This window comes from Streptomyces sp. AM 4-1-1, from assembly GCF_029167625.1.
In the GTDB taxonomy this organism is placed as follows: domain Bacteria; phylum Actinomycetota; class Actinomycetes; order Streptomycetales; family Streptomycetaceae; genus Streptomyces.
Genome location: NZ_CP119145.1, coordinates 3,161,144 through 3,182,658, shown reverse-complemented (window position 1 = coordinate 3,182,658; position 21,515 = coordinate 3,161,144). Strand labels below are relative to the sequence as shown.

Below are 21,515 nucleotides of genomic sequence, written 5' to 3'. Positions count from 1 at the left end.
GTATATGGTAACGAATCCAGCCGAAACGTGACCGGGGGCCCGTGCTGATCACCGTGCCCGATGCGCGACACTGAAGAACGCCGGTTAGCCGTGGCCGGATGATGCGCCTAGCATCAGCCTGACCGAATCCAAAGCATCCGAGGACCCCACGTGCGCTTTCGTCTGACCCCCAGGGAGACGAGCTTCTACGACATGTTCTCCGCTTCAGCGGACAACATCGTCACGGGCTCGAAACTCCTGATGGAACTGCTCGGAGCGGATTCTGCCTCCCGAGTCGAGATCGCGGAGCGCATGCGGGCAGCGGAGCACGCGGGGGACGATGCCACCCACGCGATCTTCCACCAACTGAACTCCTCGTTCATCACGCCGTTCGACCGCGAGGACATCTACAACCTGGCCTCGCAGCTCGACGACATCATGGACTTCATGGAGGAGGCCGTCGACCTCGTCGTGCTGTACCAGATCGAGGAGCTGCCCAAGGGCGTCGAGCAGCAGATCGAGGTGCTGGCGCGGGCGGCCGAGCTGACCGCCGAGGCCATGCCCGGTCTGCGGACCATGGACAACCTCACGGAGTACTGGATCGAGGTCAACCGGCTGGAGAACCAGGCCGACCAGATCCACCGCAAGCTGCTCGCCCAGCTCTTCAACGGCAAGTACGACGCCATGGAAGTCCTGAAGCTGAAGCAGATCGTCGACGTGCTGGAAGAGGCGGCCGACGCGTTCGAGCACGTCGCCAACACCGTGGAGACCATCGCGGTCAAGGAGTCCTGAACCTCGTGGACACCTTTGCGCTGATCGTGACCGTCGGCGTCGCGCTCGGCTTCACCTATACGAACGGCTTCCACGACTCGGCGAACGCCATCGCCACCTCGGTCTCCACCCGGGCGCTGACCCCCCGTGCGGCCCTGGCGATGGCCGCCGTCATGAACCTCGCGGGCGCCTTCCTGGGCAGCGGGGTCGCCAAGACCGTCAGCGAGGGCCTGATCGCGACGCCCGAGGGCCAGAAGGGGATGGGCATCCTCTTCGCGGCGCTGGTCGGCGCGATCATCTGGAACCTCGTCACCTGGTACTTCGGGCTGCCGTCCTCGTCCTCGCACGCCCTGTTCGGCGGCATGGTCGGCGCCGCGCTCGCCGGCGGGACGGTGGTGCACTGGTCCGGGGTGCTCGACAAGGTCGTCATCCCCATGTTCATCTCGCCGGTCATCGGCCTGGTGGCGGGCTATCTGGTGATGTGCGCGATCCTGTGGATGTTCCGCAAGTCCAACCCGCACAAGGCCAAGCGCGGCTTCCGCATCGCGCAGACCGTGTCGGCGGCGGGCATGGCCCTCGGGCACGGCCTCCAGGACGCGCAGAAGACCATGGGCATCGTGGTGATGGCGCTGGTCATCGCCGATGTCGAGAGCCCGAGCGACCCGATCCCGGTCTGGGTGAAGCTGGCCTGCGCGGCGATGCTCTCGCTCGGTACGTACGCGGGCGGCTGGCGCATCATGCGCACCCTGGGCCGCAAGATCATCGAGCTGGACCCGCCGCAGGGCTTCGCCGCCGAGACGACCGGCGCCTCGATCATGTTCGGCTCGGCGTTCCTGTTCCACGCACCGATCTCGACGACGCATGTGATCACCTCGGCGATCATGGGTGTCGGCGCCACGAAGCGGGTGAACGCGGTCCGCTGGGGTGTCGCCAAGAACATCATCCTGGGCTGGTTCATCACCATGCCCGCCGCGGCCCTGGTGGCCGGGGCCAGCTACGGGATCGTGCTGCTGCTCTTCGGCTGACGGCGGGCGCGGCGGCGCGTACGGGTGTCGGCGCGCGTACGGGTGTCGGTCGCCTCCTTCGGGCGGCCGCCGTGGTGTGCGTACGCCCTCGGTGTGTTCTTCGTACGGGTCCGCCCCCCTCTCCCGGCTCCGGGAAGAGGGGGGCGGACCCGTACGCCCCGCGGTGGCACCGCCATGCAGCACCGCGCGGCCGTCCATGGGTGGGAGCGAGGGGATACGCGCCGCTCCGGAGGGAGGATCGGTCCGGGCTATCCGAAGCGTCCCGAGATGTAGTCCTCGGTCGCCTGGACCGACGGGTTCGAGAAGATCCGTTCCGTCTCGTCGATCTCCACCAGCTTGCCGGGCTTGCCGACCGCCGCGAGGTTGAAGAACGCCGTACGGTCCGAGACCCGCGCCGCCTGCTGCATGTTGTGCGTGACGATCACGATGGTGAAGCGTTCCTTCAGCTCGCCGATCAGGTCCTCGATCGCCAGCGTGGAGATCGGGTCCAGGGCCGAGCACGGCTCGTCCATCAGCAGCACGTCCGGCGCCACGGCTATCGCGCGGGCGATGCACAGCCGCTGCTGCTGGCCGCCCGAGAGGCCGGAGCCCGGCTTGTTCAGCCGGTCCTTGACCTCGTTCCAGAGGTTCGCCCCGCGCAGCGACTTCTCGACGACGTCGTTCAGCTCGCTCTTGCGGTACGAGCCGTTCAGCCGCAGCCCGGCCGCGACATTGTCGAAGATCGACATCGTCGGGAACGGGTTGGGGCGCTGGAAGACCATGCCGACCGTGCGGCGCACGGTGACCGGGTCGACGTTCGGCCCGTACAGGTTCTCGTCGTCCAGCAGCACCTTTCCCTCGACGCGGCCACCGGGGGTGACCTCGTGCATCCGGTTCAGGGTGCGCAGGAAGGTGGACTTGCCGCAGCCGGAAGGGCCGATGAAGGCGGTCACGGAACGGGGCTCCACGGTCATCGAGATGTCCTCGATGGCCAGGTGGCTGCCGTAGTAGGCGGACAGGCCGCCGACGTCGATGCGCTTGGCCATGTGAATCACTGCTTTCTGCGAATTCCGCGTGGCCTAACGGCCGGTCTTCGGGGCCTTCCAGCGGGCGATGCCGCGGGCCACCAGGTTGAGGATCATGACGAAGGCGATCAGGACCAGGGCGGCCGACCAGGCGCGGTCGTACGACGCCTCGCTGCCGACCCGGTACTGCTCCCAGATGTAGAAGGGGAGCGACGACTGGGCGCCCTCGAACGGGTTCGGGTTGATCAGCTGGCTGCCGAAGACCAGCAGCATGATCGGCGCGGTCTCGCCGGCGATCCGGGCGACGGCGAGCATGACGCCCGTCGTGATGCCGCCGATCGCGGTCGGGACGACCACCTTCAGGATGGTCCGCCACTTCGGGATGCCGAGGGCGAGGGACGCCTCGCGCAGCTCGTTCGGCACCAGCTTGAGCATTTCCTCGGTGGAGCGCACCACGACCGGGATCATCAGGATCGTCAGGGCCAGCGAACCCATCAGCCCGGACGGCTGCAGACCCGCCATCAGCATGATCGACAGGATGAAGAGCCCCGCCACGATGGACGGGATGCCGGTCATCACGTCGACGAAGAAGGTGACCGCCCTGGCGAGCGCGCCCTTGCCGTACTCCACCAGGTAGACCGCCGTCAGCAGCCCGATCGGGGCGGAGATCACGGTGGCGAGGCCGACCTGCTCCAGGGTGCCGATCAGGGCGTGGTAGACACCGCCACCCGCCTCCATACCGGGGACACCGGCCATCGAGTGGGTCAGGAAGTAGCCGTCGAACGCCTTCGCGCCCCGGCCCACCGTCGTCCAGATCAGCGAGAACAGCGGGACGACCGCCAGGGCGAAGCACACCCAGACCACGCTGGTGGCGAGGCGGTCCTTGGCCTGGCGCCGGTTCTCGACGAACGAGGTCGTGGCGTACGAGAGCGTGACGAAGAGCAGCGCCGAGAGCAGGCCCCACTGCATGCGGCTGTGCCAGCCGGCCACCGCCCCGACGCCGACGCCGAGCGCGACCGACACCGCGGCGAGCGCGAACGGGGACCAGCGGGGGAGGGTCCGGCCGGCCAGGGTGGTGGGGCGGGCGGCCCGCTCGGCCACCGGGCGGGCCGGGATGCTGTCGTCGTACGTCATGCGTTGGCCCCCGAATACTCCTTGCGGCGGGCGATGATGAGCCGGGCCGCGCCGTTGACCAGCAGGGTGAGGACGAAGAGCACCAAGCCCGAGGCGATCAGGGCGTCGCGCCCCAGCTCGTTGGCCTCGTCGAACTTCGCGGCGATGTTCTGGGCGAACGTCCCGCCGCCCGGATCGAGGATGTGCAGCGAGATGACGAAGCTCGGCGACAGGACCGTGGCGACGGCCATCGTCTCGCCGAGCGCCCGGCCCAGGCCCAGCATCGACGCGGAGATCACGCCGGAGCGCCCGAACGGCAGCACCGAGAGCCTGATGACCTCCCAGCGGGTGGCGCCGAGAGCGAGCGCGGCCTCCTCGTTCATCCTCGGGACCTGGAGGAACACCTCGCGGCTGACACTGGTCACGATCGGCAGAATCATGATCGCGAGCAGGATGCCCACGGTGAAGAGCGACCGGGCCACACCGATCTCGGTCTTCTCGAAGAGGTACGTCCAGCCGAAGAACCGGTCCAGCCAGAGGTTCAGGCCCTCCAGGTACGGGACGAGTACCAGGGCGCCCCAGATGCCGTAGATGATGCTCGGCACCGCGGCGAGGAGATCGACCACGTACGCCAGCGGCGCGGCCAGCCTGCGCGGCGCGTAGTGCGAGATGAAGAGCGCGATGCCGACCGCGACCGGGACCGCGATGGCCATCGCCACGACCGAGCTGACCACCGTGCCGAAGAGGAGGACGGCGATGCCGAAGACCGGCGGGCTGCCCGCCGGGTTCCAGTCGAAGGTGGTGAAGAAGTTGCCCTCGTTCTCCGAGAGGGCGAGGACCGCGCGATAGCTGAGGAACACGGCGATCGACGCCATGATCACCAGGAGCAGGATGCCGGAGCCCCGGGAGAGACCCACGAATATCCTGTCCCCCGCGCGCCCGGTGGACGCGGCGCGCTCACGGGGCGTCCGCCGCGGTGGGACACCTGTCGGCAGGGGGTCTGTCTGAGTGGTGGAAGCCATGTCTTTCCGGTCTGTGTGGGGGAGCGGCGGGCTCCCCTGGCGGCGGTGCACCGGATGGGCGAAGAGGTGGTACACGCCGGCCCGGAGGGGTGCGCCGGGCCGACGCTGCCGGATGTCGCCGGGTCAGGAGAGCTCGGCGATCGTGGAGCGGACCTTCGCGTTGATCTCGGCCGGGATCGGGGCGTAACCGGCCTCCGAGAGCACCTTCTGGCCCTCGTCGGACGCGGTGTACGTCAGGAACGACTTGACCGTGCCGAGCGTGTCCGCCTTGTTGCCCGCGTCGCAGACGACCTCGTACGTCACCAGGACGATCGGGTACGCGCCCTCGGCCTTCGTCGTGTAGTCGAGGTCGAGCGCCAGGTCCTTGCCGGTGCCCTTGACCTTGGCGGCGGCGATGGCCTTCGACGCGTTCTCCGACGACGCCTTGACCGGGGCGGAGCCGCCCGTGTCGATGTCGACCGTGGAGATGGACTGCGAGGAGGCGTACGACAGCTCGAAGTAACCGATCGAACCGTCGACCTGCTTCACCTGGGCGGCGACGCCGGACGAGCCGGACGCGGCCTGGCCGCCGGGGGCGGGCCACTTCTTCTCGGCCTCGTACTTCCAGTCGCTCGGGGCGGCCTTGCCGAGGTACTTGCCGAGGTTCTGCGTGGTGCCGGAGTCCTCGGAGCGGTGGAACGCCTGGATGGCCTTGTCCGGGAGCTTGGCGCCCGTGTTCAGCTTGGCTATCGCCGGGTCGTTCCACTTCTTGATCTTGTTGTCGAAGATCTTGGCGAGGGTCGGGGCGTCCAGCGTGAGGCTGTCGACACCCTCCAGGTGGAAGCCGATCGCGATCGGGCCGCCGACCATCGGGAGGTTGATGCCCTGGCCGGACGCGCAGACCTTCTTCGAGTCGGCGACCTCTTCGGGCTTCAGCGCCGAGTCGGAACCGGCGAAGCCGACGGTGCTCTGGTTGAAGGCGACGATGCCCTCGCCGGAGGACGACGACTTGTAGTTGATCTCCACACCGGGACAGGCGGCCATGTAGTTCTTGACCCACAGGTCCATGGCGTTCTTCTGGGCGCTGGACCCGGAGGCGCGGAGCTGGCCCTTGGCGCCGTCGCACTTGATGTTCGACGCGGCGGCCGTCTTCTTGCCTGCCGCGGTGGTGGTGTCGTTGTCGCCGCTGTTGTTGTCCGAACCGCACGCCGTGAGGACCAGGGCGCCGGAGACGGCGAGGGCACCGAGCGCGGTGGCACGAAGCCGGTTCTTGCGCTGAAGCTTCACTTTCGGGTGTTTCCTTCCAGGAGCCGCCGTGGTGGTGCGTTCTTGCGACGGCGTGCGATGAGGTGTGGTGTGCGGCGCTTTGCGTGCCGTGCACCGTGCACTGCCGAAATTAGGCAGGTCAGGTGAAGGGGTCTGCGGGGGGCGGTGAACGGAAGGTGAACCTCGGCGGGCGGGGCGGGGCGGGGTGGGTTCGGGTGGGGTTGCGGGGGTGCTGGGTGTGGGGTGCGGTGGTGCGAGTGCGAGTGCGAGTGCGAGTGCGAGTGCGAGTGCGGGTGCGTGGTGTCGCGCTGTGTCGTGGCGGGGTGGGGTGGGGCCCCTCCGGGGTGTCTCCTCGGGCCGGGCGTGGCACCCCGGTTCGTGAGTGGGGCCCGGTTGTACGCCCGACCCTGCGGGGACCCCCCTGCACGGCCCCACCCCGGCCGGTTCGGCGGCTTCCGGCCGGGGTGGGGGTCGGCTATCGCGGTCCTTCTCGGGCGGTTGGCGGCTGTGGGCCGGGGTGGGGTCGGCTATTGCGGTCCTTCTCGGCTGGGGCTCCGGGTGTGGGCCGCGCGCGGCTCCCGCCGGGGTCACAGGGCGGGAGCGTGTCCAGCAGGGTGCGGTCCCGGGGGTGGGTCAGGCGGGTGCGGGCCTCGGCCGGGGGGAGCCAGAGGAGGCGGTCCACCTCGTCGTTGGGCTCGAACGCGCCCGTCGTCGCCTCGGCCGCCCAGTAGTGGACCTCCTTGGGACGTCCGCCCGCCAGGTAGTGGGCCGTGGGGAGGGGCGTGCCCGGTGTGCAGTGGTGGCCGGTCTCCTCCAGGACCTCCCGCAGCGCGGCCTCCAGCGGGGACTCGCCCGGTTTGAGCTTGCCCTTGGGGAAGGACCAGTCGTCGTAACGGGGGCGGTGCACGAGGGCGATCCTCAGGTCCGGGGAGCGGCGCCACAGCACGCAGCCCGCGGCTCGTACCGTCATGGCGCGCTCACGTACGGCCATGCCTCGCGGAACGCCGTCCGGGCCGTCCGCACCTCGTGGCGCTGGTCGGCGTGGAGCACGCCGAGGGTGTACGCCGTCGCCGGGGCGATCCTGGGGGTTCTGGCCGCCGAGGCCGACGCCGCCGCCGCCTCCGCCGCGTCGCGGTGCGCGTCGAGCGCGCGGCCCGCTTTGCGCAGGGCCGGTTCCGGTGTGCCGCGTACCACCTCGTGGGCGTAGCGGTGCAGTCGCAGCAGCAGTCGCGTGCGGTGCCAGAGGGCGTCCTGTGTCTCGTTGTACGGGTCGGGCGTCTCGCGGGGCAGTGCGGCGACCGCGGTCAGCAGGCGTTGTTCGGCGTGGTCCGCCGACACGTGCAGCGGTTCGGCGGTGGGGGACAGCGGTACGTCGGAGGCCAGCAGGGCGACCGCGTCCGCCACCGCGTGGAAGCGGGACGAGCCGAGTGCCTGGAGGGCCGCCGAGTGGGCCCGGGTCCGGGCCAGGGTCAGCTGCCGTTCCAGGAGCGCGCCGGCGCGTGCGGTTCCGACGGTTTGTTCCTTCGCGCTGTCCGAGAGCTGGTGCAGCGCGTCGAGCAGCCGGGTCAGCCGTGCCGCGTAGGCGTGTTCGCGGGCCATGGTGCCGGAGAGCCAGGCCAGTTCCGTACGCAGTTCCTCGGCCCATACGGGGTCGAGCGCGTCCCGGAACGTGTGCAGTGTCCCGCTGATGCGCCGGGCCGCGCGGCGCAGGGCGTCGGCGGCCTCCTCGGCGGCCCGGCCGCCCGCGTCGGTGGGGGCGCTGTTCTCGCGGTGCAGCCGCAGTCCGCGCAGGAAGTCCGCGGCCTGTGTCCGGAGGTAGGGCGCGAGCACGTCCGCCGCGGCGAGGACGGGTGGGTACCGGTCAGGGCGTCGCACGCCGCCGCCTCCGTGCGTCGATGAGCATTTCCTGTACGTGGCGCAGGGGCCGGCCGTCCGCGTCGGCGGCGTGCCGGGTCCAGTTGCCGTCGGGCCCGAGGTGCCAGGAGGCGGTGGTGTCGGCCATGCCGGTCTCCAGCAGTCTGATGAGCGCGGCGCGGTGGGCGGGGTCGGTGACCCGGACCAGTGCCTCGATCCTGCGGTCGAGGTTGCGGTGCATCATGTCGGCGCTGCCGAACCAGACTTCGGGTTCGCCCGCGTTGCCGAAGGCGAAGACGCGTGAGTGTTCGAGGAAGCGGCCCAGGATCGAGCGGACCCGGATGTTCTCGGAGAGTCCGACGACGCCGGGGCGGACGGCGCAGATGCCGCGTACCCAGATGTCCACCGGCACACCGGCCCGCGCGGCCCGGTAGCAGGCGTCGATGATCGCCTCGTCGACCATCGAGTTGACCTTGACGCGTACGGAGGCGGGGCGTCCGGCCCGGTGGTGGGCGACCTCCTTGTCTATGCGGGCGATCAGTCCGTCCCGCAGCGACTTGGGGGCGACCAGCAGCCGGCGGTAGGTCTCGCGGCGGGAGTAGCCGGAGAGCCGGTTGAAGAGGTCGGAGAGGTCCGCGCCGACCTGCGGGTCGGCGGTGAGGAGGCCCAGGTCCTCGTACAGCCTGGCCGTCTTGGGGTGGTAGTTGCCGGTGCCGACGTGCGAGTAGCGGCGCAGCGTGTCGCCCTCCTGGCGGACCACGAGCGAGAGCTTGCAGTGGGTCTTGAGGCCGACGAGGCCGTACACGACGTGGCAGCCGGCCTCTTCGAGCTTGCGGGCCCACTTGATGTTGGCCTGTTCGTCGAAGCGGGCCTTGATCTCGACGAGTACGAGGACCTGCTTGCCGGACTCGGCGGCGTCTATCAGGGCGTCCACGATGGGGGAGTCGCCGGAGGTGCGGTACAGGGTCTGCTTGATGGCGAGGACGTCCGGGTCGCCCGCTGCCTGTTCCAGGAACGCCTGTACGGAGGTGGAGAACGAGTCGTACGGGTGGTGGAGGAGCACGTCCCGTTCGCGCAGCGCGGCGAAGATGTCCGGCGGGGACGCCGACTCGACCTCGGCGAGATCGCGGTGGGTGCCCGCGATGAAGGTCGGGAACCTCAGCTCGGGCCGGTCCAGGGCCGCGATGCCGAAGAGGCCGGTGAGGTCGAGGGGGCCGGGCAGCGGGTAGACCTCGGCGTCGGTGACGTTCAGCTCGCGGACGAGCAGGTCGAGCACGTACGGGTCGATGGACTCCTCGACCTCCAGCCGCACCGGAGGGCCGAACCGGCGCCGCATGAGTTCCTTCTCCAGCGCCTGGAGCAGGTTCTCGGCGTCGTCCTCCTCGACCTCCAGGTCCTCGTTCCTGGTGACCCGGAACATGTGGTGCGCCAGCACCTCCATGCCCGGGAACAGCTCCTCCAGGTGGGCGGCGATGATGTCCTCGACGGGGACGTACCGCTGCGGGGACGCCTCCAGGAACCGGGTGAGCAGCGGCGGCACCTTGACGCGGGCGAAGTGGCGGTGGCCGCTGACCGGGTTGCGCACGACGACGGCGAGGTTGAGGGAGAGCCCGGAGATGTACGGGAAGGGGTGGGCCGGGTCGACGGCGAGCGGGGTGAGGACGGGGAAGATCCGCTGCCGGAAGAAGGTGAAGAGGCGGGCCTGCTCCTTCTCGGTCAGCTCGGGCCAGCGGATCAGCTGTATGCCCTCGTCGGAGAGGGCCGGGGCGACGTCCTGCTGGTAGCAGGCGGCGTGCCGGGCCATGAGTTCGCGCGACCGGGTCCAGATCAGGTCGAGGACTTCGCGCGGCTGGAGGCCGGACGCGGAGCGGGTGGCGACCCCGGTGGCGATACGGCGCTTGAGCCCGGCGACCCGGACCATGAAGAACTCGTCCAGGTTGGACGCGAAGATGGCGAGGAAATTGGCCCGTTCGAGGAGGGGCGTGGCGGGGTCCTCGGCGAGTTCCAGAACGCGTTCGTTGAACGCGAGCCAACTGCGTTCGCGGTCCAGGAAACGGCCGTGGGGCAGCTCGTCGTCCGCTTCGGCGGGGTCGTACGCGTCGGCGTCGGCGTCGATGTCGGGGTCGGGGCGACCCGCCGCGGACACCCGGGGCGCGGCGGCGACGGCGTGCGGCCGCTGCGCGGCGAGGGAGCCCACGGAGGGCTGGACGGGCTGGACCGGGACCTCGGAGCTGGGCTGCTGGCTCATGGACCCATTGTTCCGCGCGGGCGGCTCCGAGGGCGCGGCGGAGCCACGGGCGGCTTCGGGGGCTTCGGGGGCCGCGGTGGGCGCGGAGCGCTTGCGGCCTCCGCGGGAGCGGGGGGCGGGCACAGCTGGCTGCATCCCGCGAGGGTCGCAAGACATTCTGAATGGACGGTAACGATGACATGACGTGCGGGAAGCGGTGTGTCCGCAGGCGCGCGGACGCGCCGCTCCCCGGGCGCGGTCAGGTCTCGGTGCGGTACATCAGGTCCACCTCGTGCGTGGTGAAGCCCATCCGCTCGTACACCGTCACGGCCGCCGTGTTGTCCGCGTCGACGTACAGCATCGCGGTCGGCAGCCCCTCGGCGGCCAGATGACGCAGGCCGATCGCGGTGAGCGCCTTGCCGAGGCCGCCGCCCTGCGCGTCGGGCCGGATGCCGACGACGTACACCTCGCCCAGCCGCTCGTCGGCGTGCACCTTCGTCCAGTGGAAGCCGATGATCGCGCCGTCGCGCTCGGCGAGGAAGAAGCCCTCGGGGTCGAACCAGGGCTCGGCCTCGCGGGCGTCCAGATCGCGCTGGGTCAGCGAACCCTGCTCGGGATGGTGGGCGAACGCCGCGCTGTTCACGGCGAGCCAGGCGGCGTCGTCCTGCCCGGGTACGAAGGCCCGCACGGTGACTCCGGCGGGCAGCACCGGTTCCGCGATGTCCAGCGGCTCCAACGGGCGGCGCAACTGGCGCAGTTCACGGAAGAGGCTGAGCCCGAGGACCTGCGCGAGGTGCTTCGCGGCGGGCTTCCCGCCATGCGCCCACACCCGTACCCGCTTGCCGGTCACGTCGAGCAGGGCCGCCCCGAGCGCGCGTCCGTGTCCGTGCCCGCGCCGCGCGGGGTGCACGACCATCTCGGCCGCGGGCGCCTCGACGGGGTCGCTCTCCTCCACCTGCGCGTATCCGGCGAGCGTGCCCTCGCTGGTGAGCAGCAGATGCCGCACCCCGTCGCGCCGCCCGCCCCTGAGCTGGAGCCGCCCCTGCTCGGAGACGGCCTGCCTGCCGTCGGCCTCGGCCGCCGCGCCGAGCAGTTCGAGTACGGCGGTGGCCTGGTCGGGGGACAGTTCGCCGAGCGTCCGGATCTCACGTCCGGGGGCGGGGAGGGGTACGTCAGTCGTCATGCGTACGAGCGTACGGGGGCCGGGCGGTGGCCGTCAGCCGCTCCGCGCCGGTTCCGCGGTGCCGGGCCGTCATGGGAAAACCACCGGCTCGTCACCCGTGGGGGCTGTCGCGCTACGCGCGTTGACCCTAGGCTGCCGGACGCAGTCCCCGGGCGTGCAGTCACCGCGGCGTCCGGCCCCAACCCTCCGCTGAACTCACAAGGGGATCGATGTCAGCGACACCGCAGAAGAACCGCGCGACCCGGCGGGTGCTCGCCGCCGCGGCCGGGATGGTCACCGTGGGCGCGCTCGTCGCCGCCGCGCCGGCCGGCGCGCACGGCCATGGTCACGGGCACGGCGGGGGCCACCAGCGGCCCGCCTCCACCGTCGACGTACAACTGCTGTCCTTCAACGACCTGCACGGAAACCTGGAGCCCCCGGCCGGTTCGGCGGGCTCGGTCGACGAGTTGCAGGCGGACGGCACGAAGAAGGCCGTACCGGCGGGCGGCGTCGAGTACCTGGCGTCCTCGCTGCGCACCGCGCGCAAGGGCCACCCGTACTCCGTCACCGCGGCGGCCGGGGACATGGTCGGGGCCAGCCCCATGGTGTCGGGGCTGTTCCACGACGAGCCGACGATCGAGGCACTGAACAGGATCGGCCTCGACGTGACGTCCGTGGGCAACCACGAGTTCGACGAGGGCGCGGCCGAGCTGACCCGGCTCCAGAGGGGCGGCTGCCACCCGGTCGAGGGATGCTTCGAGAAGGGGAAGAAGTTCAAGGGCGCCGACTTCCCGTATCTCGCGGCGAACGTGACGTACGAGAAGACCGGCAGGCCGATCCTCAGGCCGTACACCGTCTGGAAGAAGAACGGTGTGAAGATCGGCTTCATCGGGGTGACCCTGGAAGGCACGCCCGACATCGTCACGGCCAACGGCGTCAAGGGGCTGAAGTTCCACGACGAGATCGAGACGGTCAACAGGTACGCGAACGAACTCGACCGGCAGGGCGTCAAGTCCATCGTCGCGCTGATCCACGAGGGCGGCGCCCCGGCGTCGACCGCGTACAACTACGACTGCGACAGCCCCGGCGCGGGCGACGGTGTCTCCGGACCGATCGTGGACATCGCGAAGGGCATCAGCCCGAAGGTCGACGCCCTCGTCACGGGCCACACCCACCAGGCGTACGTGTGCACGATCCCCGACCCGTCGGGCCGGCCGCGCACGGTGACGTCGGCGTCGTCGTTCGGGAAGGTCTTCACGGACACCACGCTCACGTACGACCGCCGGACGAACGACATCGTGCGTACGGCGGTGAGGACCGACAGGCCCGGGAGTTCCACGAAGTCTCCGAAGTCGGTCAACCACATCGTCACCCGTGACCAGCCGAAGGCCGCCGACCTCACCGCGCTGGTCCAGCGCTGGAACAAGATCGCCGCGCCGATCGCGAACCGGCCGCAGGGCTACATCAGCGCCGACATCGACGGCCGCGGCTCGACCGCCCCGGAGAAGCCGCTCGGCGACCTGATCGCGGACGCCCAGCTGGAGGGCATGGCCCCGGCGGACAAGGGCGGCGCGCAACTGGCCCTCATGAACCCGGGCGGCATCCGCGCCGACCTCGTCCACAAGGCGAGCGGGGCGGAGGGCGACGGCGTGGTGACGTACGGGGAGTCGTTCACCGTGCAGCCCTTCACCAACATGATGACGGCCGTCGACCTGACCGGCGCGCAGTTGCTGACCGCGCTGCGCCAGCAGGTCAGCGGGCCCAACGAGGCGAGCCCGAAGATCCTCCAGGTCTCGAACGGCTTCACGTACACGCTGGACATGACGAGGACGGGCGCGGACCGGGTCGTCACGGACTCGGTACGGCTGAACGGCGCCGCGATCGACCCCGCGAAGACCTACCGGGTCGCGATGAACGAGTTCCTGTCGGGCGGCGGCGACGGCTTCGCGGCGCTCGGCCAGGGCACGAACAAGCTGGTGGGCGCGTCCGACCTGGACATGTTCAACGCGTACCTGGTGGCGCACAGCACGGCGGCCGCCCCGCTGGCCCCGCCGGCCGCGGACCGGATCACGGTCGTCCAGTAGCACGCGACGGCCCGGCCGCCCCGCCCCGCCAGTCGTCCCGCGGGGGCGGGGCGAGGGGGCCGGCACGCGGCTCAGCGGTGCGCCGCCGCGCCCGAACGTGCCCCAGGTCGCCGGGACACCCGGGCGCCGTACAGAATGGGTGGCATGACAACCAAGGTTTATTTCGACATCACGATTGACGACAAGGACGCCGGACGGATCGTCTTCAACCTCTTCGAGGACGTCGTCCCGAAGACCGCCGAGAACTTCCGCGCCCTCGCCACGGGCGAGCAGGGCTTCGGATACCAGGGCTCGTCCTTCCACCGCGTCATCCCGCAGTTCATGCTCCAGGGCGGCGACTTCACCGCGGGCAACGGCACGGGCGGCAAGAGCATCTACGGCGCCAAGTTCGCCGACGAGAACTTCCAGCTGAAGCACGACCGGCCGTACCTGCTCTCGATGGCCAACGCCGGCCCGAACTCGAACGGCTCGCAGTTCTTCATCACCACCGTGGTCACCCCGTGGCTCGACGGCAAGCACGTCGTCTTCGGTGAGGTCGTCGAGGGCCAGGAGCTGGTCAAGCAGATCGAGGCGCTGGGCTCCCAGTCCGGCAAGCCGAAGGCCAAGGTCACGATCTCCGGCTCCGGAGCCGTCTGAGACCTCCGGGACCGCCGGTACACCCCGGCTCTCCCGTCTTCCACCCGAACCGAGCGCGTCGGCTGCCGAGACTTCGTCGGCCGGCGCGCTCGGTCGTGTCATGGCGAGGTGGGCTCCGCAGAGTCGGGGCCGGCGAGGGTGAACCAGGCTGGGGGACTCGGTGACGGTGACAGGGGGGTCGTCGTTCTCCCGAGGCAGTGGTACGTGAACAAGGCACCGGACGTCGTCCGTGCGACGCCTGCCCGGGGCGTGCGCCGAGGCACGGGTTCACGGACTTCGTTCAACACGGACTTCGTTCAACGAGGACGCACAACGGGTGTGAAGGCGGGAGAACGTGGAAATTCAGTGGCGCAAGTCCTCGCAGTCGTCGAATGCCGAGGGCTCGGACTGTCTGGAGCTCGCTGAGTGTGGGGGCGAGATCCTGATGCGCGAGAGCGACGAACCGGACGTGATCACCCGTACGACACGCGCCAAGCTGCGGGCCTTTCTCGGTGGCGCGAAGGAGGGCGAGTTCGACGACTTGACCTGAGCCGCCGCGTTCGAGGCTCGGGTGCCTCTGTCGGCTGGGGTGCCTCGGGTGCCTCGGGCGTGCCATCAACGGCGCGGGTGGGGGCCGTTCACGGGTCGACCGGCGCCGCTCCGGGCCGCTCCGGGCCGCGCCGCGCCGTGCCGCGAGAATGGGCCCATGGAACTGAGCGGAGAACGCGTCACGCTGAGGCCGGTGGCGGACGGGGACACGGACACCCTCGACCGGATCGTGAGGGAACCCGAGGTCGCGGCGTGGTGGGCGGCGCCGGACGGCTACGCGAAAATGCTGGCCGTGGTGTTCGAGGGTGAGGTCATCGGCGCGGTCCAGTTCAACGAGGAGACCGACCCGGAGTACCGCCACGCGGGCATCGACATCTTCCTGACCGCGAGGCACCACGGGAAGGGGCTCGGCACGGAGACCGTGCGCACGCTGGCGCGGTGGCTGGTACGGGACCGGGGCCACCACCGGCTGACCATCGACCCGGCCGCGGACAACGCGGCGGCGATCCATAGCTACGGCAAGGTCGGCTTCAGGCCCGTCGGTGTCATGCGGTCGTACTGGCGCGACCACCGGACGGGCGCCTGGCGGGACGGCCTGCTGATGGACCTGCTCGCGGAGGAACTGGCCTGAGCGGGGCGGTTGACGTGCGTGCCGAGCCGCTCGTGTGCCGCCCCCGCCGACGGCTTGCGACGCGTTCGAGTGCCGCGATACCGGGAACACCTCGGAGGAGGAAGGGCTGGGGCACCGCGCGTCGCTACGAGCGGTATCAACGTCTGCTGCCAGTGGGCAATTGCCCCAGGGCCGGTGACTCACGACACGACATGTGGAGGCGTGACAGCAGTGGAGATTCAGTGGCGGAAGTCGTCGAAGTCTTCAGGCGCCGATGGCAACAACTGCCTGGAACTCGCCGCACACGGCGACGGGGTCCTGGTCCGCGAGAGTGACGAGCCGGACGTGATCATTCGTACGAGCCGAGCCAGGCTCCGCGCTTTCCTGGAGGGCGCCAAGAAGGGCGAGTTCGACGATCTCGTCTGAGCGGATGAAGAACACCACCAGCACCGCCGGGGAGTGAGGGGGTGCGCATCGGCCCGCGCGGGCCGACGTTCACCGGTGGCTGAACAACCGGCCCCGGGCCCGCAATCGCATGCCCCGGCCCCTGCCCGGATTCTCACGGCCCGGCCCCGCCGTGGAGGTCCGGCTTCGTCCGCCCGGACGGCGGCGTCCAGGACACCTCTTCCGGTTGACCGTCCACCGTCCACCGTCGGCCGCGCGCCGCGTTCAGGGGCGCGCGAGTCGGCGTTCGCCGCCCGCGCCCGGCTCGTAGGCGAGACCGTAGTGCTTGAAGATGCCGGGCTCGTCCTCGGCCGGCAGTACGTCGTCCGTGCCGATCGAAGGGCTCTTCTTCACGACGTCCTTGTCGTACGCGACCCTCACGTACGACGGACCCACGACCGCTCCGGCCAGCCCTGTCAGCCATAGACGATGGATGAATCCCAAATCCGTTTGGTGACTGGCTCATTGCTGTCGTGGTTGTCTCAGAACCTGGTGAAAACCACACGTCACCGTGATGAGCATCCTGTGCGCAGGACGCTCTATGTTTTAGGCTCGCTTGACCTGGAAGGTATCGACCTTGTCGTTCCAGTTCCCGCCGCCTGGATATGACAGGCCTGTGAACTTAGGCCATCCACCAGGTGGCATGAGGTTCCGCTGCCGGTCTTCCAGGGGCCAGGACCGGGAGTCCCAGATCGTGGCGTACCCATAGTTGACTGCCCATTGGCCGACCCAGTAGTAGACGGAGCTGAGCTTGTCGCGGAATCCATAGTCGGCGAGATTCTTCTTGCCGCTGCTGGAAAACTGTAGTCGCCTTCCCTTGTAGTTGTAGTCCTGATATAAGCACCAGTAGTCGGCGGCGCAGTTGGAGCGCGGGTCGGAAGCTTGAAGTGCAGACGCCTTGAGAGACTCCTCACGGATCTGGGCAGGAAGATCGAGGTCCGCGAGAGCTTCCTCATTCGTGGTGTAGCAGTGGACTTCGCCGTTGGGGAGTTCGCTGCAGATGTTGGCGCCTTCCCATGACTCGGCGAGGTTTATCTTTCGTCCGTCGTAGTCGGCGATCACCGGATTCACAGGGTCTGTCGTCGGGTCTTCGGTTGGTTCCGGGGTGGCCGTGACCGACGGTTCCGTGGTGGGTTCGTCCGCGTATGCCAATGGGCCAGTACCTAGAAAAAGAGTACCTGCGGAGACGGCGGCTAGGAGGATGGAAGCAAGTGGTCGGCGTATCATGAGTTGTTCTCCACTGTTGTGTCGTATCGGTGCAATATGGCGCCGTCAGGGCCGTACACGTTGAGTACGTAACCCTGATCAAGGCTGACGCCCGTCCCGGTCAGGAAAGATGTCAACGTCCGGTCGAAGTCGTCGAAGCCGCCCCCGTAGCCGGACCTTTTGCGGGACCACACGGTCAGGACCAGCACACCGTCGCGGTTCTTCGCATGCTTGATGCCGTACACGTCCGGGTCCCCGCCCGCTCTGCGGTAGCGTGCTGCCAATTCACTGTCGTTGCCCACCGGGGATGCGCTTGTGGTTGGCGGGCCGTCAGCAGCCGTCGGATTGCCCGTTGGTGAGGTTCCTGTATCGCACCCCGACAGGAGGACGGTGGTGGCCAACAGGAACGCGGAAAGGGCTTTTCTCATGGCCTCAGAGTGGCAGCCGATCAGCCGGGAACCAATGGCGAAACCAGTAGGCCCTTGGTGATTGAGTCCTCGCTGGCTCCGTCGATGTCCTGGGCAAGCGTCGAGTCCGCAGGGCACCGCGGCAGGGCGGGGCGAGGTTCAGGACCGACAGCGCGTGATCGTTGTGGACCGTGAACGGGGTCATGCCTGGAGGCGTGCCAGACGTTCTGCGGCCCGCCGCCTCTTCGGCTCGAACGGGTCGTTGGACGCCCCAGCACCCTGGCCTGGTGTCGCAGCCCATCCGCGGAGTTTGTCCGCGACCTCTATCAGGTGCCCGCTCCCCGGCGGGACGTCGATGTAGAACAGGGCTTCATCCGGCTTCGTGTCATCACCACTCCATCGCACGACGCCTTCGAGGTCAGTGAGGATGTCGCGGACGACCACTAGCTGGTTCGGAAAGAACCCGCCCCGCTGTCCGGACGGGTAGAAGCCGGGGCGGATCTGGATCGCCGTTCCCGAGGCGAGATTGGACTCCGCCAGCCCCTTGCGGACCGTTCCGGGGTGGCGCCAGCCGACGACGTCACCGGGACGGAGCGAGTCGATGTCGTAGTGGAACCGCTGAATGATGTGGGCGAGAACGGTTTCGACGACCCCTATCCGGACCTGCACGCCGTTGAGAGGGGTGCCGAGAACGGGGCGTGTCCAGATGTCGCCGCCGTTGTCGGCGGACTCCTCCATTTGCCAGGCGTTCAGGGACGGCCCGCTTGTCGTCACGAGACTGTGGACCGGATTGTCGGCCATGGGCGACGTAGCTGCCTGGGCCGGCAGGGTGTTCCCTGCGAGCGAGGCGACGGCTGCTCCGACGACGACAGCGGCAGTGCAGGAGAGCAGGGTGCGGCGCGGTATGTCAGCACTCACGTGTGTGACTCCAGAGATGGCTACAAGGCCGAGGAGATGGCCTGGAAGACGAGGAAGGGGACGAGAGCAACCGGCATGGCCCTCAGCCACGCTCCCAGGGGCCGGTCACGGTGCAGTGGCACGATGACGTCGGCCACGGCTACGAGCAGCAGCACCAACAGCCCGGATGCGGTCGCAGTCCACATGGCCAGATCAGTCCGGCCGCAGTCGGCCCCGCACACTTCGACGATCGTGCTGGAGCGGTCGATGGCAGGTCCACCCCATCGTCGTTCGGAAAGCCACCACAGGCTGTACAGGGGCACCATGGCGGGGATTCCGACGAGGAGATTGACAAGCAGCGCGGGCCATGATGACCGCAGCCCCTTCATCAGAGGTATTCGCGGGTCGGCGCGTAGTACTTCTCGAAGACGCGGTACAGGCCCATGCGCTTCCTCCCCTCCGTCGTCGCGTCCGCTGTCGTTCCCTGATAGCGGATCAGTACCTTCTCGATGTCCTCTTCCGAGGAGTCGACGCTCGGGCCGGCAACATCGATCAGGGAGGCGTGGTACATGTGGACGAACGGAACGGTCGCGATGGTGAACGAGTTGTTCGTCAGCAGCTTGGTCCAGATCTCAAACAGATCGGTGTCGTTGTCCGGGTTTCTCCGGGATGTTCCTGATAGCAGTCCGCGGTCGACCGCCAGGTTTCTCGCTTTGATCGCGGTGGCACCGAAGATCTGTGCGAGGCCGGTGGAAGAGTCCCGCATCGAGTCCGTGATCGAGTCTGGCCACCAGTCGGGTAACTTGCCGGTGTGGTACTGGTACACAGCGGCATCGGAATAACGGTCGTCGACCGTCAAGATTTTGCTGACGTTGTAGTGCCGCATCTCCCAGAGCACGGGGATCTGGATCAGCGCCTTACGCATTCTGTACCGGCGTGCCAGGTCGGTGAACACAGCGTCCCAGCTGAGTACGAAGTCGATGGCTTCGGTGGTGGTCCACTTGGTGTACCAGTTCGACTCGGGTATGCCGACTGACTCCATGTAGGCCCGGATATCCGCGCGCAGAGCATCCCAGAACAGGTTGAGGAACTCGACATCGAGGCCGGAACCGGTGGACGGTGATGGATCGAAAGAGTTCTGCCCAATGTCCCTGCCCTGTGCGATGTCGATATCGACATTGATGCTGCCGTCTCCGGAACCGACCGTTTTGGTGACGATCTGATCGAAGGCCCAGTTGCTCGGAATGGGGTAGCCGAAATTTCCGGAGAAAGCGTACGACATGTCGGATACGAAGCTCGCGTCAGCCAGGTCGTGTTCGGACACGCGTGAGCAGACATTCCTGGGTCCGTAGACACCTACTAGGTATTTGCCGCCGGTGGACTCGATGCCGTCGTTGATGCCTTGGAAGTGGGGGATGACATTCTTGGTGACTTCGTCATCGACGGCGTCGAAGTCGACAGCGAAATAGATGCGGGTGCCGGGCCTGAAGCCGTGCCGCTCGGCGTGCATGACGGCGGAGATGGCGTCCGCCGTGCCTTGCGGCATGCTGAATGAGCTTTTGCCGCGCCCGTAGGTCTGGTAGATGGGGAAGCAGCGCAGTCCGTTTTCGGCGATGGTCTTCAGCTCGCCGGGCTGGATTTCCTTCTCCTTCGTGCTGCCGCTCGGAATTTCCGCCGGATTGTACAGATAGCGGCCCACATACCTGACGCCTTCAGCCTTCAGAGCAGCCGCACGAGCAGGGGTGATCATGGTGACGCAGTCGCAGGCCTCGCCCTTGCGGGACTGATCACCGAAGGAGACCAACAAAGAAGCCCACGTGGAGAAGTCTCCCGCTCCGGTGACCGGCAGTTTCACGAACGACTGGAACTCACGGACTGCGTCGGACAGGCCGCCGGTAAAGGTTCCCTCGAAGGATACTCCGTATCGTCTGTTGAAGATCATGGCGGCGGTGAACAGTAGGACCCAGGTGCCCTTCGAGCCGACTGAAACGGTGTGGTTCCTCAGGCCGGCCTGGGTACCGGGACCGAAGTTGCCGTTGGCGGTACCGTCAGCCATTCCTGTCTCGTACTGCACTGCGTAGATCATGGCTTTGGCGACGTCGCGGGAGTAGATCCCGTCGCAAGGAACGATGAAGAAGTCCTGTCGGTTTACGTAACGTCCGTTGAGCCACTGCTGGATCTCCCGGACAGTTTCGGTGCCATCGCCGACCGTGATGTAGGCGTCCATATTCAGTAGGCCTTTGATCACCTTCGGCACCAGATCGCTGCCCGTGTAGACCTGATCGACCCCCATGCGTTGTTTGAGTAGAGTGATGGAGGAGGCGACCCGATCGCTGAACTTGCCACCGATGCCACCACCGTCGTAGCCCTTGCAGTACAGGGCCGACTGGACGATGCGTATGAAGTCTGCAGAAGGGGCCGTGGCGCCGTTGATCACGGGATGCTTCGACTGTAGAGCGGACAGTGTTCCGGGCCCGAAACTGTCGGACAAGGAGGGTATGCCCAACTCCCACTGCAAAGCGCGGGTGAGGGCGTACATAGTGTTCCAACCGGTTTGACCATCTTCTTTGACGGTCATGCCGATCCGGCCTCCGTAAATTGCATTGACGAATTTCTGCGCTTGAGTCACCATCTCGTCGGCCATCAGCACCCCTCCGTTTTCGGGCAGTGGGAAGCCATGTGATGGCGCAAACGGCTCCCCCATTGCCGTCCCGATACACTCACCCTTTTCCGGACAGGTTGGTCGGCCGTGTCCGGGGGGCGAATGAGGCAACTGTAAGGACACGGCGACCGGGGGAGCAACTCTTGATCAGCGGATCAGGCTTCGGGGTGGCGTGAAATCCACACTCCGGTCAGAGGGAAATCTGCCGGTTGCCGGGAATCGCCTGTGTGGACCGACGTCTGGGGCGGGCGTGGGCCCTTGCAAAACGACTTGAAGGGGCCCCAGCGGCACCGTGTCAGTCGGTCCGAAGAAGGGTGGTCCGTGAAGTTTCTCGTTGATCAGGGATATTGATCATTTGCGATGGGGGTGGCGTGGTCCCGGTTTGTGCGGTGGGTTGCCATGTGACGGTTCCATCGGGGACCGACAATGCTCTCCGGCGTACAAAGAACGAGGTCGTCGACTTGTTGATCAGGAGCTTCCGCTTCCGATTCCTGTGGCGAGTCCTGAAGCCTTGTCCGCCGACATGCCGTTCCGTCCGGTGGTGCAGTCGGGGTGGGCCTACGCGTGCTGCACGGGACGGGACCGAGGTCGCGCATCGCGTTTGTCTCAGCTTCGCGTTCGAAGCGATCCGGCGGGTCG

Annotated in this window: 19 protein-coding genes and 2 pseudogenes; 7 read left to right on the top strand and 14 right to left on the bottom strand. The window is 68.1% G+C overall.

Annotated elements, in window-relative coordinates:
* The first annotated feature begins 150 nt into the window (after window positions 1-150).
* Entirely contained in the window at window positions 151-771 is a 621-nt protein-coding gene (locus PZB75_RS13570) for a DUF47 family protein (protein ID WP_275535561.1), read from the top strand.
* Window positions 772-776: 5 nt separating this feature from the next.
* The gene (locus PZB75_RS13565; RefSeq protein WP_275535560.1) at window positions 777-1,775 is read left to right on the top strand and encodes an inorganic phosphate transporter; all 999 of its coding nucleotides are present in this window, start codon (window positions 777-779) and stop codon (window positions 1,773-1,775) included.
* A 248-nt stretch (window positions 1,776-2,023) separates the two neighbouring features.
* On the opposite strand, the gene pstB is transcribed toward PZB75_RS13565, so the two are convergent.
* The 8 genes and pseudogenes from pstB to mshD form a co-directional block, all read right to left on the bottom strand.
* Window positions 2,024-2,800: a phosphate ABC transporter ATP-binding protein PstB gene (gene pstB, locus PZB75_RS13560; RefSeq protein ID WP_275535559.1), complete on the bottom strand. Its 777-nt coding sequence runs from the start codon at window positions 2,798-2,800 to the stop codon at window positions 2,024-2,026.
* 33 nt (window positions 2,801-2,833) lie between these two features.
* Window positions 2,834-3,913: a phosphate ABC transporter permease PstA gene (gene pstA / locus PZB75_RS13555; protein WP_275535558.1), complete on the bottom strand. Its 1,080-nt coding sequence runs from the start codon at window positions 3,911-3,913 to the stop codon at window positions 2,834-2,836.
* Complete coding sequence (gene pstC / locus PZB75_RS13550; RefSeq protein WP_275535557.1) at window positions 3,910-4,914, bottom strand: phosphate ABC transporter permease subunit PstC; 1,005 nt, start codon at window positions 4,912-4,914, stop codon at window positions 3,910-3,912. The genes pstA and pstC overlap by 4 nt, the downstream gene beginning before the upstream one ends.
* Before the next feature lie 123 nt (window positions 4,915-5,037).
* Complete coding sequence (gene pstS, locus PZB75_RS13545; RefSeq protein WP_275535556.1) at window positions 5,038-6,180, bottom strand: phosphate ABC transporter substrate-binding protein PstS; 1,143 nt, start codon at window positions 6,178-6,180, stop codon at window positions 5,038-5,040.
* A gap of 583 nt (window positions 6,181-6,763) precedes the next feature.
* Window positions 6,764-7,150 (bottom strand): annotated as a pseudogene (locus tag PZB75_RS13540) (NUDIX hydrolase); the annotation flags it as partial.
* A complete protein-coding gene (locus PZB75_RS13535; protein WP_275535555.1) occupies window positions 7,126-8,034 on the bottom strand; it encodes a CHAD domain-containing protein in 909 nt (302 codons plus the stop codon). The pseudogene PZB75_RS13540 and the gene PZB75_RS13535, both read right to left, overlap by 25 nt.
* Window positions 8,021-10,261 carry an RNA degradosome polyphosphate kinase gene (locus tag PZB75_RS13530; RefSeq protein WP_275535554.1) on the bottom strand — a complete coding sequence of 747 codons (2,241 nt, stop codon included), beginning with the start codon at window positions 10,259-10,261 and terminating at the stop codon, window positions 8,021-8,023. Before PZB75_RS13530 ends, PZB75_RS13535 begins: the two co-directional genes overlap by 14 nt.
* A gap of 238 nt (window positions 10,262-10,499) precedes the next feature.
* A complete protein-coding gene (gene mshD, locus PZB75_RS13525) occupies window positions 10,500-11,423 on the bottom strand; it encodes a mycothiol synthase (protein ID WP_275535553.1) in 924 nt (307 codons plus the stop codon).
* 209 nt (window positions 11,424-11,632) lie between these two features.
* Here mshD and PZB75_RS13520 point away from each other — a divergent pair, with 209 nt between their 5' ends.
* From PZB75_RS13520 to PZB75_RS13500, 5 genes are all read left to right on the top strand, one after another.
* Window positions 11,633-13,486: a 5'-nucleotidase C-terminal domain-containing protein gene (locus tag PZB75_RS13520; protein ID WP_275535552.1), complete on the top strand. Its 1,854-nt coding sequence runs from the start codon at window positions 11,633-11,635 to the stop codon at window positions 13,484-13,486.
* A 144-nt stretch (window positions 13,487-13,630) separates the two neighbouring features.
* Complete coding sequence (locus PZB75_RS13515) at window positions 13,631-14,122, top strand: peptidylprolyl isomerase (protein ID WP_275535551.1); 492 nt, start codon at window positions 13,631-13,633, stop codon at window positions 14,120-14,122.
* A gap of 334 nt (window positions 14,123-14,456) precedes the next feature.
* Window positions 14,457-14,651, top strand: coding sequence for a DUF397 domain-containing protein (locus PZB75_RS13510; protein ID WP_275535550.1), 195 nt, complete (start codon window positions 14,457-14,459; stop codon window positions 14,649-14,651).
* A gap of 156 nt (window positions 14,652-14,807) precedes the next feature.
* Complete coding sequence (gene aac(6') / locus PZB75_RS13505) at window positions 14,808-15,281, top strand: aminoglycoside 6'-N-acetyltransferase (protein WP_275535549.1); 474 nt, start codon at window positions 14,808-14,810, stop codon at window positions 15,279-15,281.
* 210 nt (window positions 15,282-15,491) lie between these two features.
* A complete protein-coding gene (locus PZB75_RS13500; RefSeq protein ID WP_275538698.1) occupies window positions 15,492-15,686 on the top strand; it encodes a DUF397 domain-containing protein in 195 nt (64 codons plus the stop codon).
* Window positions 15,687-15,929: 243 nt separating this feature from the next.
* Here the strand turns inward: PZB75_RS13500 and PZB75_RS13495 are convergent.
* From PZB75_RS13495 to PZB75_RS13470, 6 genes and pseudogenes are all read right to left on the bottom strand, one after another.
* Window positions 15,930-16,106, bottom strand: a pseudogene (locus tag PZB75_RS13495) (PRC-barrel domain containing protein); the annotation flags it as partial.
* Between the two features lie 144 nt (window positions 16,107-16,250).
* Window positions 16,251-16,931, bottom strand: a complete 681-nt coding sequence (locus PZB75_RS13490; RefSeq protein ID WP_275535548.1) for a peptidase inhibitor family I36 protein — start codon at window positions 16,929-16,931, stop codon at window positions 16,251-16,253.
* The gene (locus tag PZB75_RS13485; protein WP_275535547.1) at window positions 16,928-17,338 is read right to left on the bottom strand and encodes a hypothetical protein; all 411 of its coding nucleotides are present in this window, start codon (window positions 17,336-17,338) and stop codon (window positions 16,928-16,930) included. Before PZB75_RS13485 ends, PZB75_RS13490 begins: the two co-directional genes overlap by 4 nt.
* 180 nt (window positions 17,339-17,518) lie before the next feature.
* Complete coding sequence (locus tag PZB75_RS13480) at window positions 17,519-18,235, bottom strand: hypothetical protein (RefSeq protein WP_275535546.1); 717 nt, start codon at window positions 18,233-18,235, stop codon at window positions 17,519-17,521.
* 20 nt (window positions 18,236-18,255) lie between these two features.
* Window positions 18,256-18,603 carry a hypothetical protein gene (locus tag PZB75_RS13475; RefSeq protein ID WP_275535545.1) on the bottom strand — a complete coding sequence of 116 codons (348 nt, stop codon included), beginning with the start codon at window positions 18,601-18,603 and terminating at the stop codon, window positions 18,256-18,258.
* On the bottom strand, window positions 18,603-20,858 hold the full coding sequence (locus PZB75_RS13470) for a glycoside hydrolase domain-containing protein (RefSeq protein WP_275535544.1): 2,256 nt from the start codon (window positions 20,856-20,858) through the stop codon (window positions 18,603-18,605). Before PZB75_RS13470 ends, PZB75_RS13475 begins: the two co-directional genes overlap by 1 nt.
* Between the last annotated feature and the right edge of the window lie 657 nt (window positions 20,859-21,515).